The 19,397-nt window shown below is 46.8% G+C and carries 15 protein-coding genes; all 15 read right to left on the bottom strand.

The window, feature by feature from the left end:
- Positions 1–14 precede the first annotated feature (14 nt).
- Complete coding sequence (glnA, locus tag M1K58_RS04495; protein ID WP_256757462.1) at positions 15–1,343, bottom strand: type I glutamate--ammonia ligase; 1,329 nt, start codon at positions 1,341–1,343, stop codon at positions 15–17.
- A gap of 32 nt (positions 1,344–1,375) precedes the next feature.
- A complete protein-coding gene (locus M1K58_RS04490; protein WP_256757461.1) occupies positions 1,376–1,789 on the bottom strand; it encodes a MerR family transcriptional regulator in 414 nt (137 codons plus the stop codon).
- Positions 1,790–1,901: 112 nt separating this feature from the next.
- Positions 1,902–3,170 carry a methionine gamma-lyase family protein gene (locus M1K58_RS04485; RefSeq protein ID WP_256757460.1) on the bottom strand — a complete coding sequence of 423 codons (1,269 nt, stop codon included), beginning with the start codon at positions 3,168–3,170 and terminating at the stop codon, positions 1,902–1,904.
- 32 nt (positions 3,171–3,202) lie between these two features.
- Complete coding sequence (gene hflX / locus M1K58_RS04480) at positions 3,203–4,492, bottom strand: GTPase HflX (protein ID WP_256757459.1); 1,290 nt, start codon at positions 4,490–4,492, stop codon at positions 3,203–3,205.
- A gap of 25 nt (positions 4,493–4,517) precedes the next feature.
- Entirely contained in the window at positions 4,518–5,501 is a 984-nt protein-coding gene (locus M1K58_RS04475; RefSeq protein ID WP_256757458.1) for an AAA family ATPase, read from the bottom strand.
- Between the two features lie 74 nt (positions 5,502–5,575).
- Positions 5,576–6,217, bottom strand: coding sequence for a SanA/YdcF family protein (locus tag M1K58_RS04470; protein ID WP_256758240.1), 642 nt, complete (start codon positions 6,215–6,217; stop codon positions 5,576–5,578).
- Entirely contained in the window at positions 6,217–6,777 is a 561-nt protein-coding gene (locus tag M1K58_RS04465; RefSeq protein WP_256757457.1) for a ribonuclease FAU-1 family protein, read from the bottom strand. Before M1K58_RS04465 ends, M1K58_RS04470 begins: the two co-directional genes overlap by 1 nt.
- Before the next feature lie 211 nt (positions 6,778–6,988).
- Positions 6,989–9,487, bottom strand: a complete 2,499-nt coding sequence (locus M1K58_RS04460) for a PBP1A family penicillin-binding protein (protein ID WP_256757456.1) — start codon at positions 9,485–9,487, stop codon at positions 6,989–6,991.
- A gap of 193 nt (positions 9,488–9,680) precedes the next feature.
- Positions 9,681–9,923 carry an RNA chaperone Hfq gene (gene hfq / locus M1K58_RS04455; protein WP_115993032.1) on the bottom strand — a complete coding sequence of 81 codons (243 nt, stop codon included), beginning with the start codon at positions 9,921–9,923 and terminating at the stop codon, positions 9,681–9,683.
- A gap of 35 nt (positions 9,924–9,958) precedes the next feature.
- A complete protein-coding gene (gene miaA / locus M1K58_RS04450) occupies positions 9,959–10,939 on the bottom strand; it encodes a tRNA (adenosine(37)-N6)-dimethylallyltransferase MiaA (protein WP_256757455.1) in 981 nt (326 codons plus the stop codon).
- Positions 10,932–11,711, bottom strand: coding sequence for a class I SAM-dependent methyltransferase (locus tag M1K58_RS04445; RefSeq protein WP_256757454.1), 780 nt, complete (start codon positions 11,709–11,711; stop codon positions 10,932–10,934). Before M1K58_RS04445 ends, miaA begins: the two co-directional genes overlap by 8 nt.
- Complete coding sequence (gene mutL, locus M1K58_RS04440; protein ID WP_256757453.1) at positions 11,708–13,660, bottom strand: DNA mismatch repair endonuclease MutL; 1,953 nt, start codon at positions 13,658–13,660, stop codon at positions 11,708–11,710. The genes M1K58_RS04445 and mutL overlap by 4 nt, the downstream gene beginning before the upstream one ends.
- 38 nt (positions 13,661–13,698) lie before the next feature.
- Positions 13,699–15,120: a S41 family peptidase gene (locus tag M1K58_RS04435; protein ID WP_256757452.1), complete on the bottom strand. Its 1,422-nt coding sequence runs from the start codon at positions 15,118–15,120 to the stop codon at positions 13,699–13,701.
- Positions 15,120–17,816, bottom strand: coding sequence for a DNA mismatch repair protein MutS (gene mutS / locus M1K58_RS04430; RefSeq protein ID WP_256757451.1), 2,697 nt, complete (start codon positions 17,814–17,816; stop codon positions 15,120–15,122). Before mutS ends, M1K58_RS04435 begins: the two co-directional genes overlap by 1 nt.
- Before the next feature lie 126 nt (positions 17,817–17,942).
- Positions 17,943–19,391 (bottom strand): putative amidoligase domain-containing protein, encoded by a 1,449-nt coding sequence (locus M1K58_RS04425; protein WP_256757450.1) that lies wholly within the window; start codon positions 19,389–19,391, stop codon positions 17,943–17,945.
- Positions 19,392–19,397 lie beyond the last annotated feature (6 nt).

Here is a 19,397-nt window from a genome sequence, read left to right as displayed (position 1 = left end):
TGATAAATCCTCGTTTAATACATCGTCAAGTACTGATCGCGTTCCCATTGGTGAACTTGCGTGCGGTACATATCCCACTCGATTTCCTTAAGCTCGTAGAAATGGCTTAATGCGTGATCGCCTAAGGCTTCGCAAATGACATCATCACGTAATAGCTCTGCCAAAGCTTCTTTAAGGTTAATCGGTAAGCTTGGAATACCAGAATCTTGACGTTCTTCTTCGCTCATTACATAGATGTTACGATCAACAGGAGCTGGGATCGACATTTTGTTGTTAATTCCGTCTAAGCCTGCTTTAAGCATAACAGCAAGAGCTAAGTATGGATTTGCTGCCGGGTCTGGATTACGAACTTCAATCCGAGTGCTAAGACCTCGGGAAGCCGGAATCCGGATCATTGGACTACGGTTACTTGCTGACCAAGCCACGTAACATGGTGCTTCATATCCTGGCACAAGTCGTTTGTAAGAATTGACTGTTGGATTCGTAATTGCTGCGATGCCCCGAGCATGCTTAAGTACACCGGCCATATATTGACGTGCTACGACACTCAAACCAAGCTTATCATTAGCATCATAGAAAGCATTTTCTTTACCCGTGAACAACGATTGGTGACAATGCATACCTGAGCCATTCATTCCGAACAAAGGCTTAGGCATGAACGTTGCATGTAAACCATGCTGGCGAGCAATTGTCTTAACTACAAGCTTAAAGGTTTGAATTTGATCCGCTGCTTTAATCGCTGGTGCATATTTAAAGTCGATTTCATGCTGTCCAGGCGCTACTTCGTGATGTGAGGCTTCGATTTCAAAGCCCATCTCTTCTAGCATTAATACGATATCACGGCGGCAATTCTCACCTAAGTCTGTCGGTGCCAAATCAAAGTATCCACCTTGGTCGTTAAGCTCCATAGTTGGATTACCTTTTTCATCGGTTTGGAATAAGAAAAATTCCGGCTCTGGGCCTACATTCATCGTAGAGTAACCCATTTCCTCTGCTTCCTGAAGCGCACGCTTCAGAATACCACGAGGATCTCCAGCGAACGGTGTACCGTCCGGCATGTAGATATCACAGATCAAACGAGCGATTTTGTTATCTGTAACCCAAGGGAAAATAACCCATGTGCTTAAATCTGGATATAAGTACATATCTGACTCTTCGATGCGAACGTATCCTTCGATAGAAGAACCGTCAAACATCATCTTATTATCCAAAGCTTTCTCCAATTGACTAAATGGAATTTCAACGTTCTTAATCGAACCGAGTAAATCCGTAAACTGCAATCGAATGAATCGAACGTTCTGATCTTTAGCAATCTGAATAATATCTTCACGAGTATAAGACATGGTAGCCTCCTAGGATACTCTTCTATATTGAATTATTTGTTCTTGAAAAAACGAGTAAGCTCTCCTTGAATCAAGGATACTTGTCCCGGTCGTTTGCCAGTCATCAGCTCTTGCTTCAGCATACGGTGAAGCTGAGAATCACTCATCTCCCGACGCTTAACCTCAGAAACTTCATTAATAATCGTTCCATCGTTCTCATCTTGCCCAACGGGGTTCATTACTTGCTTAATGCCAGCAATATTAACACCCTTCTCGATCAATGATTTGATTTCCATTAGTCGCTCAACATCATTGAAAGAAAACAATCGTTGGTTACCGTCTGTTCGAGCTGGCTGGATTAAATCATGCTGCTCATAATAACGGATTTGGCGGGCGGTCAGGTCGGTCAGCTTCATTACGATGCCAATCGGAAACAACGCCATATTCCTGCGAATCTCTTCGCCCATATCATACCAACCTTCCAACTTAACTTGTTGTTATTGTGTAATCACTTTCATTGTAACCTCGACCCAAAAACATGTCAAGCAATGTAAGGTTTATAACAACAAGGCTTACAATTCACAAATATCCCTGCGCTTGAAACTCCATTAATGCCTTCTTAACGGCAAACTTCACATGAGCATAGGTTAATCCACCTTGCATATAGGCAATATAAGGTTCTCGAACCGGAGCATCTGCTGACAACTCCAAGCTTCCGCCTTGGATAAAGGTTCCTGCAGCCATGATAACAGGATGTTCATATCCTGGCATATCCCAAGGAACAGGTACGACATGCGCATCCACAGCTGCCGCTTTCTGAATCGCCTGTACGAAATGGATAAGGGGATCCTCTGCTTTAAACCGAATGGCTTGTATTAAATCGGTCCGTGGATCGTTCCACTTTGGTTGAGTTTCAAAACCAAGCTTTCCAAATATCGCAGAAGCGAATACACTCCCTTTAACCGCTTGACCTACAAGCAAAGGAGCCATAAACAATCCCTGATAGATCGAACGCGTCGTCCCTAACATGGCACCCACTTCTCCACCGATACCAGGTGCGGTCAGTCGATAAGCAGCAAGCTCCACCAAGCTTTGTTTACCCGCAATATATCCCCCACTAGTGGCCAAGCCACCACCAGGATTCTTAATCAAGGAGCCCGCGATCAGATCGACGCCCACCTCAGTTGGTTCTCTTTCCTCAGTGAACTCTCCATAGCAATTATCGACGAATACAATGCCATCCGGTTTGATTGCTTTGATGCGTGTTACCATTTCCCCGATCTGATCTACCGTGAACGATGGTCTCCATTCGTAGCCTCTTGAACGCTGAATAGCGAAAACCTTCGTACGATCCGTAACCGCTGCCTGAACACCGTCCCAATCTACGCTTCCATCTTCATTTAAAGGTACAATCTTGGTCTGTACACCAAAGTCTGCTAAGGATCCTAGTCCGTCCCCTGGCTTACCGATTACCTTATGCAAAGTATCATAAGGTTTGCCGGTCACGAACAGAAGCTCGTCCCCCGGACGCAAGCATCCGAACAATGCCACGGAGATCGTATGAGTCCCCGATACCAGATGAGGTCTTACGATAGCTGACTCGGCTCCGAATACATCGGCATATACCAAATCAAGTACTTCACGTCCAGTGTCGTTGTATCCATAACCTGTCGACGACGCAAAGTGAAAATCACTAACTCTATGCTTCTGAAATGCTTGGATTACTTTCCATTGATTACGCTCTACAATTCGATCTAGAAGTCGGAACTGTGGTGCTGCTAGATCTTCAGCCGCATCTGCCCACTTCTCCCATTGCTGCTCAAAGTTAATCTGTGTAGGGTCCTGCATGATGTTCTCCTTTTCGTATAAGCAGCTCGCAATTACTGTTCGACCCGATAAGGCTCGAGTGTGCGACCTGATTTCTCCATATCCGTTGGGTTAAGCCTAACATTGAAAAGGAGGAAGTCCTCCTCTGTATCCTGATCCATTACTTCTCCTACACGGTACACTAATGCCGCCAAATCACCCCGGGATGCCGGAATGCGGAATTGTATTGTATCACCGAGAATACGATCCTCAATAGCTTCACGCAATTGCGTCATGTCTTGTTCGATGAAGGCGTTCACGCGAATCGTGTCCGGCCCACCGGTCAACAGAGACAAAGCATCCTCTGAGCTAAGATCGATTTTGTTATAGACAATCAGCGTCGGCTTGCCACCTGCACCAAGCTGTTGAAGCACCTCTTCAACGACTTTCATCTGTCTTTCACGCATTGGTGACGATGTATCCACGACGTGCAAGAGTAAGTCAGCTTCGCCAGCCTCCTCCAATGTCGCACGAAACGCAGCGACCAAATCATGGGGAAGGTTCTGTATAAATCCGACCGTGTCTGTAATAATGATCTCTTTGCCGCTTGGCAACTCCAGGCTGCGGGACGTTGGATCCAAGGTAGCGAAAAGCTTATCTTCCACAAGCACATCCGCTTCTGTCAATTGCCTAAGCAATGTCGACTTTCCTGCATTCGTATAACCCACAAGAGCAACTTGAACCGCCCCCACTTTACGACGGCGCTCGCGATGCAAGCTGCGGTGAGCGGTTACCGTTTCTAATTGACGCTTGAGCTCCGTTATTCGGTCACGAATGTGACGACGGTCTGTCTCTAGCTTCGTTTCACCAGGTCCTCGTGTACCGATGCCCCCGCCAAGACGCGATAAATTTACACCATGGCCAGAAAGTCTAGGAAGCAAATAAGACAGCTGCGCCAATTCCACCTGTAGAATACCTTCCCGAGTTTTGGCGCGGCCAGCGAATATATCCAAGATGAGCTGCGTGCGGTCGATGATCTTCATATCCAAAGCTTGTTCGAGATTTCTCACCTGCGAGCCTGACAGCTCTTGATCAAATATCGCAGTTGTCGCACCGGTCTTCTCAGCCAGTTCTAGCACCTCTTGCACTTTACCTTTACCTACGAAATACTTTTTGTCTGGAACTTCAAGATTTTGCATGATGGTATCGACAACCGCAACGCCAGCCGTTTCGGCTAGCGATGCGAGTTCATCAATGGAGTGCTGTGGGTCTGCTCCCGATCTTTTCACTTTATCGGTTACAAGACTAATGAGCAAAGCTTTCTCCAGTTCATCGGTTCCTGTGTCGTATGTACTTTGTCTCATTCATATCCTACTTTCTAATAGATCTTCATAAGCTCCGAATATCTTCGGGACGCAACGCCATAAGCTCCTGCCGTCCTGGTGATACCGTCGGATGCTGGGATAATAATCGTACCGCTTGATAACGGATTGCCCGCTCCAGAACATTACGTACATATCTTGCATTGCTGAAGTCGAATACCGATTCCAGCTTTTCTTGTACAAGCAGCTGTCGCAATTTATATACGGTTTGTGGGAGTAATGTGTAGTCCCTCTCCTTAGTCATGCCTTCTGCGATTTGGACGAGCTGATCGACCGTATAATCAGGAAATTCCATTTGTATTGGAAATCTTGAAGGTAATCCTGGATTGGTCATCAAGAAGTTGTCGATCTCAAGAGTGTACCCCGCTAATATGAGCACAAACTGATTTTTATAGTCTTCCATTGCCTTTACTAACGTATCGATCGCTTCTTTACCGAAATCCTTCTCCCCTCCACGGGCAAGGCTATAAGCTTCATCAACGAATAATACGCCCCCAAGAGATTTCTTCACCAATTCTCTCGTTTTCTGGGCCGTATGTCCGATGTACTCCCCCACGAGATCGGCTCGTTCCACTTCCACGAGGTGGCCTTTAGCAAGCAAGCCCATGCTTTGGAATAGCTTCGCAAGCAATCGCGCCACCGTCGTTTTTCCAGTTCCGGGATTCCCTTTAAAGATCATATGATAGACATGCGCTTGAGCCTGCAAGCTTGCTTCGCTGCGATACTGCATAATCTGCAGTAAGGCGTATATTTCATAAACGAGCTCCTTGATGTCATCTAGACCTGTCATACGGTCAAGTTCCTTCTGCCACTCCACCCATGGACCAGATTGTGGCAGCAATTTAGGAGTACCTGAGGACTCAGCTGCACCCGTATTTCCGGTTGAGTAATCAGGATCCGCACTGCGCAGGATGACGTTAATCTGTCTAGAGGGTCTCTTCTGCGCGGTCGAAGCTTCAATTGACTCAGATGCATTCGCTTTAGCATTCATCAAGCTTCACCCCATATGGCTTGTGTCGACGAATATGCCGCAATACCAATGTATTCCGTTCGTCCTTACACTAGTCATAGGAAGATCTTAGTAACGAGCCATTTCGTATAAGCTAACACTTCACGCGTTTCATGATAAGACATTTTCAATACTTTGGAATCGGTGACACTGACCTGAACGGGGTTAAAGCCAAGCTTCTTGGCAATATTAGCTGCTCTTGATCCGTGATAACTATGTGTAACGATGATAGCCGTATCCCACTCGTTCTGAGTCATGATTTCTTGTGCAAAATCTAAGTTCTCATAGGTGCTTCTGGAAAGAGAATCCATATAGATCGATTGCCGAGAGACACCTTGCTCGATTAAGTAATTTCTCATGCCTTCCGCTTCCGTTAATGTTGCCCCGTTACTATCAAGACCACCGGTTACAATGAAGCTCTTGAACGCCCCAGAACGATAGAGAGCGAGCGCATGATCCAGTCGCTCCCGCAAGCCTGGGCTCGGCTCATTATTCCATAAAGTTGCACCAAGTACGATTCCTACATCAGCAGGACTTGGATTTCCCGATTTAGGAACACCCTCGAAGCTCGTGATCCAATAATAAAGCATGCCGCACCAAGCCAGCAGCGCAATCAATCCGATCGCGAATAATCGTAGCAACATCCGAAGCCATTTGGAACGACGTTTCGGCTCCTGAGTTAATAAAGTACTCTGCATCAAGAGTTACCTTTCTCCCAACCCAGCTTTTCCAGCAATGTACGTCTGTGGTTTAAGCTCATGTCGAAATAGGGGAATTTATTCTGATTAATAAGCTCCATTAACCGCCCAGCAGTCTTCTGCGCCATGGCTGAATCACGTAGTGTAATCTGACCCTCATCCAATGCTTCCTCTAATTCATCTTCGTCTAGAAGCAGCTTCTCACCCGTCGGCAATACAACGATGTCTAGAAACAAATCGTCGAACCAAGGAACTTGCTGATCCGTTAAGCCTTGGATTTTACAAATGTCGATATACCACTGCACGACCTGTCCTTTGTCATCGAACATCGTTGTCACTACGAAGTGCTCACCGCGTGGAAAATGCTGCATCCACAAATATCCACGATCCGCTAAACACATTCTCCGTCCATTGTATTCCTTCCATAACGGATCCCGTAGCTCATGTATCCGATACAATGTAACGAAGCCTCTAAAATGAGGCTCATCCATCGGGATACAAGCATAACTTTTCTTTAATATTCGCCGCCAATTCGCTCGATCCGAAAATTTACGTTTCATTGCGACTTTCCTTTCCGTCTGTCCAACGTTAGTGTGGTGATCCTCATTGCCATCAGGGCAACTCAATATACTCAAAGCTTACCACAACTTGCCTTTACGAACCAGTTGAGAACCGTCCTGCCATGACAAAAAGCAGCTGAGCGTATACGAGATACGAGCTCAGCTGCTTCTTAACAATCTATTCAACGCTACACTTAAGATTATTACGTTCTTAAGGTGTAGTGTTAGCTTCTTCATTGGGTACCTGAACCGGTGGCACACCTTCCAACGGAGGTTGGGAAGGGCTCTCCGATGATGTTGGAGGTTCCGATGGTGTTGGTGACGGAGTTTCGCCCGGCACTACAATTTCAATCGGTGGCTCAGAAGATCCCGGATTTTCGTTATCATCTGGGAAATCACCATCCCCTTCTTCTCCGGGAGTGGGGGTGACCTCCATTCCGGTAGTGATCGTTATCGATAGTTTTTCCGACGGCTCGCTCTCCTGTTTCTTATCCCCATAATACGCCGTCACATAGTATGTGAAGGTCTGATCCGGCAATATCGCAAAATCGTCATACGCAGGATCTGGAATTTCTGCAAGAAGTTTAAATTCCGCTTCCCCATCTTCTTTGCGGTAAACCTTATAGGTAACATTTTCACCTTCAACTGCACCCCAAGTTAATTCAACGGATACGAGCTCAGGCGAGTATGCTGCCATAAATCCTGCTACTCCAGGAAGCTTTTGTTCCACTTGCAGACCAGATGGCTTAGGGAACGATTTACGTTCCACGCCTTCAAGCCCCTTAGACATAACAGCGGAGAACAAAGCAGCTGCTTGACCACTACTTTGCGTTTTAGACAATAAATGCTCCTTGTCGGTTTTGTCATAACCGAACCATACTGCCGCTGTCCACTCAGGGGTATAACCCACAAACCACACATCGCGGTTTTTGCTTGTTTTAAGTCCCGGAATACCGGCTTGTGTCGTACCTGTTTTACCTGCAACTGTACGACCACTAATGCTAGCCTTTACTCCAGTTCCACCCTTCTGAACGACACCCTTCAACAACTCCGTCACATAATAGGAAGTGTATTCGCTCATGACCTGATTACCTTTAGGTGCATCGAATTCATATACGGGTTTGCCTTTATTGTCCACAATTTTCAGAATGCTATGAGGATCTTGTAGCTTGCCACCATTAGCGAAAGCACCGTAAGCACGGACCATCTCCACTGGGGTAACTCCGCGAGTCAGACCCCCTAAACCAACAGCAAGGTTGCGATCTTCCTTCTCAAGCTTAATGCCAAGATTCTCTGCGAACTTCAATCCATTACTAATGCCAATTTCATTCAGCAACCAAACAGCAGATGCATTTCGCGACTCTTTAACAGCTTGTGTCATCGGAATGGTTCCAAGATAATTCCCATTGGAATTGCTTGGACAGTAATCCCCATAGCATTTCTTCACGTCCTGTACAGTTGACCACGGGAAGTAGTCACCCGTTTCAATCGCAGGACCATAATCCATGATCGGCTTAAAAGATGAGCCGGGCTGTCGCTTCCCAACCACACGATTCGTGCCTGACATCTCGTAATTGCGTCCACCAACCATGGCGATTAAAGAACCATCGTGTTGATCCATGATGACCATCGCGCCTTGTACAATCCTATCGTCAACGCTTTTCTCAAATCTAGCGTCGTTAGCGAATTCCTTCTCCATTACCGTCTGAGCTTTTGTATTAATTGTCGTTGTAATCTTGTATCCCGCACTTCTTAGTTCTTCTTCTGTTTTCCCTGTTCTTTCTACTGCTTCATCAATCACATAATCAATATACGTCATATACTTCGTGTCTTTATTACTTGAAGCGATGGGTTTATAGACGACCTTAGCTGCTTCTTCCTTCTCAGCTTCCGTTATAAGCCCTTGATCAAACATCAGCTTCAACACAACAGCGCGACGCTCCATCGATCTCTCCGGGTTAGAAACCGGATTATAGGCTCCAGGAGACTTAGGTATACCCGCTAAAGTAGCAATTTGCCATATCTTCAATTCATTAAGATCTGACTTACCGAAATAATATTTAGCTGCTGTTTTCACTCCATATTGCCCTTTACCGAAGTAAATCCGGTTCAAGTAGAGCTCAAGAATTTCCTGCTTACTCTTCTGCTGTTCTAATGCCAGAGCAATCGAAGCCTCTGTCCCCTTACGGAAAATCGTCTTATCCGCATTAAGGAATAGGTTTTTCGCAAGCTGCTGCGTAATTGTACTTGCACCTTCCACGGCGCTTCTCGCAATGACATCCTTCACGAGCGCCCGGCCGATGCCGAGCAAGTCAACGCCACTATGCTCATAGAAGCGTTTGTCTTCTGTTGCGATGAACGCATCCTGCATGAGCTTTGGAATATCGGCGAAGTGTACTAATTCACGATTCCCTTCAGCCACAACTAGCTTAGCTATTTCTTTATCATTTCTATCGTAGACGATGGATGCTTGATTTAAATTCAATTTATTAATATTGGCGCTCAATATTCGTTCGCCATTTAATATGATTAACAAATATCCGACAACTGCACAGACGATGCCAAACAATACTACGAAGAACAACCATATAAGTGCTGATTTTTTTCTACCTTTACGAGGACCTTTACCTTTCCCTTTGCCCTTAGTCTTACCGTTGTTTTTCCCCCTACCGTTATTGCCCGTATCACTATGAACATCAGGTTGATTCATTTTGTTCTCTCCTTCTATCCTTACTCTCTCTAGTCTCTAATTTACCCAACAATTGCGACTTAACCCAAACTACGTCTACAACCTCCATAAAGAAAGAACAACCCGGTTAGCGGGTTGCTCAGGTGCCGACCTATTGTGTTAGACGCAAGTTACAAACTAAAAGTTTCACTAACCCGGTGTCTAGGACCCTGGATCAGTTATCAGATCCACTATCTTGTTGCATAAGTGATACGTTACGTTGTGGCATAAACGTGCTTATCGCATGCTTGTAAACCATTTGTTGACGTCCCTCACTATCAATCACTATGGTGAAGTTGTCGAAGGCACGAACAACGCCACGAATTTGGAAACCGTTAGTTAAGTATACAGTGACCGGAATGCTGTCCTTACGAAGTTGATTTAGAAATGTATCCTGGATGTTAATGGATTTGTTCATTGGCCGTAAACTCCCATCGCAACACATATTTATGATCAAATATATTCAATATCAATCTGAAACTTTCCTGCTATTATAGCACAGATCTCAGCGAAAAGTGTGCTGTTTTTTGCATCGTTGCCAACATCGACCCATTCTAGGGCTTTCATATGCCTAAACCAACTCAGTTGACGTTTGGCAAAATGTCTCGTGTCCCTCTTAAGAATGTCTACCGCTTCCGCATCACTCATCTCCCCCGCTAAGCTCGCTACAATTTCCTTATAGCCGAGTCCTCGCATAGATACAGCGTCTCGCGGAACGCCCTCACGCAGGAGTGAACGCACTTCATCTACTAATCCCAATGCAAGCATTTCATCCACACGCTGCTCTATTCGACTATAGAGATCCGCTCGGTCCATCGTTAATCCGATAATACATAAGCGATAAGGGGACTTCTTGTCATCTCCGCGAGATTGGTCCTGCAATTCTGATAGCGGTTTACCTGTCAGATGAAAGACTTCAAGTGCTCGAATAACTCTGCCCTCATCGTTCGGGTGTAGCTTATTTGCTGATACAGAGTCAACACCCTGCAGACGGTCATGCAATGCTTGAGCCCCGTGCTCTTGAGCAAAGGTTCTCATTTCCCCTCTGAAGGACTCATCTGCGCCAATATCCTGGAACTGAAATCCGTAGCATACTGATTCTACATATAGGCCCGTCCCCCCTACAATAAAGGGTAATCGGCCGCGGCTATGAATTTCACTAATTTTCTCCGTACATAAGCTTTGAAACTCTGAAACTGAGAATGGATATTCCGGCTCACAAATGTCGATAAGATGATGAGGAATACCCTCTCTATCCACCGGCATAAGCTTGGCTGTCCCAATGTCCATTCGACGATACACTTGCATTGAATCCCCACTGATGATTTCTGCGTTTAAGGCTTTGGCCAGTTGTAGGCTCAACGCCGTTTTTCCAACTGCGGTGGGACCAACCAGTACAAGCAAAGGTGGGCGGTTGTCTGCTGATTCATCCATCAATCTCTATCACCCCGTAAGCTACCGCTGAAGCTGACACCCGAGCAAGGCGGAAGCCCAGTCGCTCGAACTGACCGCTATCGCGATGATCTTTAAGTACAACTTTCTTGCGCGCAATGCGAATCGCATCTTTAACTGCTTCTCTTGTCAGCGACTCACGAACGGCTTGGGATCTAATCGGAACCATCGAGTTGGACGTCGTCACCGGCTTCTCAAACATCGGATCGAAGTAAACGATATCTGCACTGTTATCCTCCATTCGAGACAGAAGCTCTTGATGCTGTCCCTGTACAGTCTGAATCCCACGCATTGCCTGATCAATATCCGCTAAACCCGTCTTGTAGGTTTGCAGTCCTTCTCTTACAATCACGTGAAGAGTCCGAGAAGCTTCCATAGCGACAACCTTACCTTGTTCTCCAACCACATATTTGAACACAAGCGAGTCCGAGCACAAGCCCGCTGTGCAATCCAACACCGTGTCACCCGTTACAGCGCCAGAGACGGAAATTAACGTATCGTTACCGCCTGATCTTAGTCTCTTAAGCCGAACGAGAGCCATACTAGGGTGAAAATAGAACGGCTGCTGCCCCTCCTGCATAAGACGAATTTCTTGAGGACTGACGACAACAATAGCCTCTTCTTCCCATTTCGTCTGCAGGGCACGGATTGTTTTGTTAGAACGAGGGGCATAGGATACTTCAAGCTCAGTTGCTATGCTCATCGCGTGTTCGATGGTTTCGACAGGCGGACGTTCCGACGTCGTAACGATCAAGATGTCACCCGCTTAAACATTTTCTCAAGCTCATACGTGCTAAAGCTAATGACGATTGGCCGACCATGTGGACAAGTATAGGGCTGTTGACAAGCGCCAAGCCGCTCAAGCAGCTTCTCTCCGGATTCCCTTGTTAAAGCTTGGTTCGCTTTAATTGACGCTTTACATGAGCACATAATCGCTGCTCTCTCACGCAGAACATGAAGGTCTACACTACGTTCCTCAATGATCCATTCGGCCATCTCGCGAACGATAGCCGCCTCGTCCCCACCTGGAAACCAATGGGGTACAGCTCGAATGATAAAGGTATTCCCACCGAAATCCTCCATATACACACCGGCACTTTCAAATGCAGCTAATCTCCCGCGAAGCACCGTACTTTCATCCGGTGCGAACTCCAGAGTGACAGGAAGCAATAGTTCCTGACTAGCCTCTTCAGGACGACCAAATTTATCGTAATAATATTCATAATGAATACGCTCATGGGCAGCATGCTGATCAATTAAATATAAGCCATTCGTATTCTGGGCCACGATATATGTCCCGTGTAGTTGCCCTACCCAGCTTAATTCCGGAAACTCAGGAACCTGAGGCTTGACTTCCGGCACAGCAAATGCGGACTTCCACACCTGCTCTGGAATTTTCTCCCCTACTGGTTTTTCCGTCCATGAAGATGATGATGAACGCTCAGAAGAAGAATAACTCGAACGCTCCTTCAGAGGTGGAGGTGCTGACCATCCTTCATGAGAAGCTAACTTGTTTACAGGCTCTGAGGGTGTTGGCGCGTAATTCGACTTGTTCTCAGCAACGGTTGGTCTGGAATCGAATTCCATCGCTGCTAGAACGGAAGCCGCCAGCTCGTCCTTCGCAGTATCAACTGCTGGCACTTGAAAGCGGATTTGATCCTGAACCCAAGCATTAACCTTCGGCGTTCGAACTGCTGCTCCAGACGGGATATAGGCTTCCGTACTCAATGCTTTCTTGATCGCATCTTCAACAAAAGCCCGCAGTTCATTTTCCTTACTGAACCGCACCTCCAGCTTCGCAGGATGGACGTTCACATCCACCAATGTCGGATGCATCTTCAAATCAAGCACAGTAAGTGGATAACGATGCAAGGGAAGCAAAGTGTGATAAGCCTGCATAAGTGGCTGAACAACCGCCTGACTGCGAACGTAACGACCATTTACTAGGACGGTTACAGCATTGCGATTCGCTCTTGTTTCAATGGGTAATGCTGTAAGACCTATGATTGAATAATCAGGACTCTCTTCCTTCACTTCAATCATCGCTTTCGCGGAAGAAGTCCCATAGATCGCCGCGACCACCTGTCGCAAATCTCCATTCCCGGGTGTACGAAGAAGCGTATTCCCGTTATGAATGAACGTGAACGCAATATCTGGTCGTGCGAGCGCTTGACGGTATACAACATCAGAGAGATGACCAAGCTCCGTCTGAATTGTTTTCATATATTTCAGGCGTGCAGGCGTGTTATAGAATAAATCTTTGACGACCATTTCCGTTCCTTTAGGTGCATTCGTGTCGCGATCTGCTAAAATCGCCCCACCCTCGATCTCAAGTAAACGACCTAAGCCACTGTCATCAGTCGCGCTCACACATTTCACCTTGGCAACAGCTGCAATACTTGGCAAAGCCTCTCCTCTAAATCCCAAGGTGAGAATCTGAAACAGATCCTTGCCCGTTGCTATCTTACTCGTCGCATGTCGTTGAAATGCAAGCAATATATCATCTGGTTGAATGCCATTTCCATCGTCCGCTACCCGAAGAAGGTTGAGTCCCCCTTCTTCGGCAGATACATGAATTCGGGTTGCATTGGCGTCAACCGCATTCTCGATTAATTCCTTCAATACGGAGGCCGGCCTTTCAACCACTTCACCAGCCGCGATCTGATTCGCTAAATGTTCATCGAGGGGGCGAATGATTCCCATGCCGACTCACTCCTTATCATCGAGTTTGACTTCCTTATTTAACTAGCCGTAAATTTGATCGTATCTCCTACTGGAGAGTAGGTGAAATTAGAAAACCATTTTTTCAACAATCTAACATCGATATACGATTGACCATCCTTCATCCTGATATGAGAGTCATTCGTCTTGATCGTCTGAACCTGCGCTCCCTTAGTAAGAGAAAGGGTATGATTTTTGGCGTTATATAATAGCTTGGAATCAATTAAGGAGCTTGCGAATTTAAGATTAACATACCAAACCGTTTTCTCTTTCCATGCTGCATTCGGCTGAGCAATTCGAACTCCATTAACCGTCAATACACCTTTACCAGAAGTTGCCGTCACCTTCTGTCCCCCAGCTAAGCGAAAGGCACCAATCAGCTGCTCTGCCGCCCCATTGAGTACGAGATTAGGTACAAGCCCCACTTTATCTACCTTTTTCCCTGTAGGTGTATAGTATTCTTCTATCGTAACCTTCAGCATACCGCCACTCTGAACAGGAATAATCGACTGGACAACGCCTTTACCATATGTTTTAGTCCCTACAAGCTTCGCAACACCATAATCTTGAAGAGCACCTGAGAGTAGCTCAGAAGCACTAGCAGAATTGCCGTTTACAAGAATAATAACCGGATAAGGTTTAACGGAGCCACTAATCGTGAGTGGATGATCAACCCCATCTCGATCGCGCATATGAGCTAACACACCCTCTTTAACGAACATGCCAGCGATTTCCTGCGCGGCATTCACATATCCTCCGCCATTATTGCGTAGATCTAGGACAAGCGAGGTAAGCCCATTTTTCTCCAATACCGCTAATTCGCGTCCGACTTCCTTCCCCGCATCCGAGCTAAATCCTGATAAAGCCAAATAACCAATGCCCTCATCCAGCATTCGAATAGTTACAACTGGAATCTGAACAGACTTACGTATGATTTTGAACTTTAGTGCTTTGCCATTACGTGAAACACTGAGGGCAACTTCCTCACCTTCTACACCGAGTAACACTTTCTGTATTTGAGCTGTCGTTTTTCCTTTAAGAGATTTCCCGTCTGCCTCTACGAGTGCATCACCTGGTTGAACGCCTGCTAATTGAGCAGGACTTCCAGGAATGACATCCTCGACATATACAGTTCCTTGTTCTTCGGCCATAACGATCCCAACGCCAACGAATGTTTGCTCCAATGAAGAATTAAAGGCTTCCCATTGCTCATCATCAAAATATTTCGTATAGGGATCATTCAAAGAACCAACCATCGCTTCGATGCCAGAATCGGATAAATCCTCATTACTTGGTTTACTCAGATGGTATTCCTCGAGAAGCTCACGAACTTCCTGGACCTGTTTGACGGTCGCTCCAAGAACAGCTGGTGTCCATAATCCGAATAGAGCTAACGATAATAGCAGTGCAACCGTAATCCGAAATTTCTTATATCGGTTCATCAATGATCCCCACTTTCCGTCAATTGATTTCTCGCGTCGTTTAACCATTCTAACGCTTGCATCGGTGTCATTCTCATGACATCAAGCTTCCGAAGCTTGTCGAGCAGCTTGTCATTGACGGTTGGCTTCGCAGGCTTAACGGAGGGAGCAGCATCTACGAACATAGACAGTTGGATAGCGTCATTCGTAGGAATTACAGGTTGAGAACCTAACTCTTGGCTTACAGGCTCGCTATAGGCTGTAGCTGTCGCCACTTCCTTGATGACAAGGCTATTCGCAATGCTGTTGAAACCACTTGTGTCAAACGAGCTATGCTCGTTGAGCAGGGTGTAAGCACGTGATACGATCGTTTCCGGTAACCCAGCAAGCTGGGCGCAGTAAATCCCGTAGCTCGAATCGGCTGCACCTGGTACTAGCTTACGAAGGAAAGTAACGCCATCTGCGCCTTCCTTAACCGCCATACAACCATTTCGAAGACCGGATAGTGAGCTTTCCAGATGTGCCAATTCGTGAAAATGGGTTGAGACAAGCGCCTTGCATCCAATATGATTATGTACATATTCAATAACAGATTGAGCAATCGCCATTCCCTCATCCGTTGAAGTCCCTCGACCTAACTCATCGATGATAATCAAGCTTCTCTTGGTTGCTTGCTCGGTCATCACCTGAATGTCCTTCATCTCAACCATGAACGTACTTTGACCGCCAACCAGATCATCAGCTGCCCCTATTCGAGTAAAGATGCGATCTACGAACGGCAGTACCGCTCGACGTGCTGGGACGAAGCAGCCAATCTGCGCCATGAGGCAGATCATTGCTACCTGACGCATATAGGTGCTTTTACCAGCCATATTAGGTCCTGTAATGAGTAAAATTGCACCTTCAGATGCGGTTAACGTCGTTTCGTTTGCAATGAATACACCATTCTCGTTAACGGATTCCACGACCGGATGACGGCCCTCTTCAATCGTCAGATCATACCCATCGCCATCGGTCCAGCTAGGACGGCTGTATCTGCGCTCCGCACTCGCTTCCGCGAAAGCTTGAAGCACGTCCAAAGCTGCAACGCTTTCCGCCAGACGCTGCAGTCTTGCCATTTGCCCTGCAATCTCTTCACGTAAGGCTATGAAACGCTCGTATTCCAGATCGAACATGCGATCCTCCGCTTCCAGAATAAGTGCTTCCTTCTCCTTCAGCTCAGGGGTAACATATCTCTCCGCATTCGCCAGCGTCTGCTTCCGTTCATATCTACCTTCAGGCAGATGAACTACATTTGCGCGTGTAACTTCCAAGTAATATCCGAATACTTTGTTGAAGCCGATTTTCAAAGATTTGATTCCTGTCGCTTCCCGCTCCTGGCGCTCTAGCTCGGCAATCCATTGCTTTCCATTCTGACTTGCTTCACGCAATTCATCCAGTTTGCTATCATAGCCTGTGCGGATTATGCCCCCGTCCTTTAAGGTTACAGGTGGCTCGTCCGCAATGGCTCGTTCAATCGCATCCGCAATATCTGAACAAGCATCCATGCGTTCAGCAAGTGCATTTAAGGAGACCACATCTAGCGTTTGGCATAGCTCCTGGATAGCTGGTATGCGTTTCAGTGAGTTTTTGAGAGCATTCAAATCTCGGGCATTAGCGGTTCCATAAGCAATTCGTCCCGCAAGCCTTTCAAGATCATATACCTCACCGAGCTCGTCCCGTAGCTCCTTGCGTTTAATCCAATCTTGATTGAGCGCTTCTACCGCATCCAATCTTCTCTCAGCTTCATTACGGTTTAACAACGGCTGGTCAATCCAGCGCTTAAGTAATCTAGCGCCCATAGCTGTACGTGTCCGATCAAGTAAAGACAATAAAGAGCCTTTACGAGAACGATCCCGTACGGTTTCCGTTAGCTCAAGATTGCGTCGAGTGAATGCGTCTAACGACATAAATGATTCTGAATCGTAAGCCTTCACTGAGCGCAGATGGGTCAGTGATCTTTTCTGTGTCTCATCCAAATAAGCAATCAAACGAGCAACTGCCTGCTGTCTTACAAGCTCATGGCTGTTCCATTGCTCATCAGGGAATTGATCAGCAAGCTTAGTCAGATCAACCTCATCCCTAACGGTTGTTAGTATCGCTCGTGCAGTCGCATTCCTATCGGATTGAATGGCAACTATCGATGCTTCATCTCCAACTGCCTCAGACGGTCGGTAGACATTAAGAATATTCTTAACCGTTTCATGAGAGTCTGATGAGGACGTCACATATAGCTCTCCGGTCGTCAAATCGCATGCGGCAATTCCGAAGCGTCCAGATTGATGCGCCGCCCCAACAATAAAGTTATTCGATGTGTCACCAACTGACTTCGAATCCATAACCGTTCCTGGAGTCACAATCCGCACAATCTCGCGTCGAACTACGCCTTTCGCACTGGCCGGATCTTCGACCTGTTCGCAAACTGCGACTTTGTAGCCTTTATCGATAAGTCTTGCAATATAACCTTCCGCGGCATGATGAGGAACACCGCACATTGGAATCCGTTCCTCTTGACCTGCTCCGCGTCCCGTCAATGTAATCTCTAATTCACGAGAGGCCGTAATTGCATCCTCGAAAAACATCTCATAAAAATCGCCTAGACGGAAAAACAAAATGGCGTCAGTTGCTGTCGCCTTCACTGATAAATACTGCTCCATCATCGGGGTATATCCGGCCATGGTGTTCCTCCTTGAATTCAACCGGGCATTCCGGTGCTGAAAACCTGACTATTTGAACTCTAATGTTCCGTTCAATAACTCATTATAACAAAAATGAATTGCGCGGGGACAGTTCCAAGCCAAAACTTAAGAAATCGGAATACGCCACTTTACTCGAAAGTCTGTGCTCTCATCCCAGCTCCGATTACGTCTGATTGCATCGAATACAAAATCGATAGGTTCACGATAAACTTGATAGGCTTCAGTCGCTGATATCGCGGCATACACTCGTTCAACTGCAGGCAGGAGTGACGTCCGATCGCCTTCATAGAACGCATCCCGACAATCATCACTATCCAGCGGACGATCCGCGGACAGTTCTCTTGAATGCTCAGCTGCAACTTTAGCAAGTGCGAACGCTGCCAGAGTCAAACGAGGAGATACGAGCCAGCTCGGGGGTGTTCGATATTCGAACCCCCCATGGCTCTGGCGCCGCACATCTCCAAGAGAGCCATAGCGTGGTCGCCTACGTGCCGCCGCAAACGGCTCAAGCATTCGTAGGGGCAGTGCCACCGCGTTATCAAGTGCACGCAAGCGTTCTCCAATCAAAGCAACACCGCTCAGATGAATATGACCCCCAAGAGGTAAACCGGGTACAGGTAAAGCTCCAGCACGCCAGGAGAGAGAGGCTCCTTCTGTACGATGAGCTGCAACGTGTAGCAGTCTACGCACATCAGCCGTCAGTTGGATTGGTTCCATGAACGGCTTGGGTCGCAGCTCAACAAGCGGCCAACGCTTCTCCCCACGAATTCTAACGGAGTCACATCCTGCATCCCCTTCGGGCAAGAAGTAGCGTGAAGCTGGAATGATCCGACCTTCCGTTGACATCAGTACAAATTCTGGATCTGCTCCAAGCTTAGCCTGAACGCCAAGAGACGTTTCGGAAGCCCATGTGGCTGAGAATTCTTGAAGCTTGGCTTTTAGCTTACGCTCGCCTTCCTTGCTCTGCAGGTCCATTTCATGTGAAATGCCCGTAACACTGAGCTTCCCTTTGCTATTCAACAGTAATTCAACCTGACCGAAGTCAAGTCCTAGTAAATATAAGCTACGTATGGCCATTTTCTCAGCGGGCTTCCATATCGCATGATCACTCGCTATGAACATCCTCTCGCGCCATAAGCCAGCTTTATATTTAACTCCATTAACTTTATGTAAAGTTGGGAATGAACGCCTCATCTCAACTGCTTCATAACCCCAAACCGTAACGGAGATAGGCGTACTATTCCAATCTGATTCTCCAATTCGTGCAGGCAGGCCTTCCCTGCGCAAACGCCTTTCCAGTTCAGCAGGTTCTAGTGCGGATACACTCCTCGCAACTTCATTCATAAGCCAAGGGGATATCGCCTTAGGGAGTATAGAGGATAAAGCATGCGCAGATCGAATCGCTGTTCCACGAGTTCCTATCATCATGACGCAATCATTCGACTTAGCCATCGCAAGGTTTCGAATCAAAGGAACACCCGCTCGCTCCATGCTGGTGACGCTCCCTTTTAACCCCTCAGCATACAACCACACTGTCCCCGATCGACTGTCCATGCGGAT

It is taken from the genome of Cohnella sp. WQ 127256 (assembly GCF_024519285.1).
Lineage (GTDB): Bacteria > Bacillota > Bacilli > Paenibacillales > Paenibacillaceae > Cohnella.
This window is presented reverse-complemented; position numbering and strand designations above follow the sequence as displayed.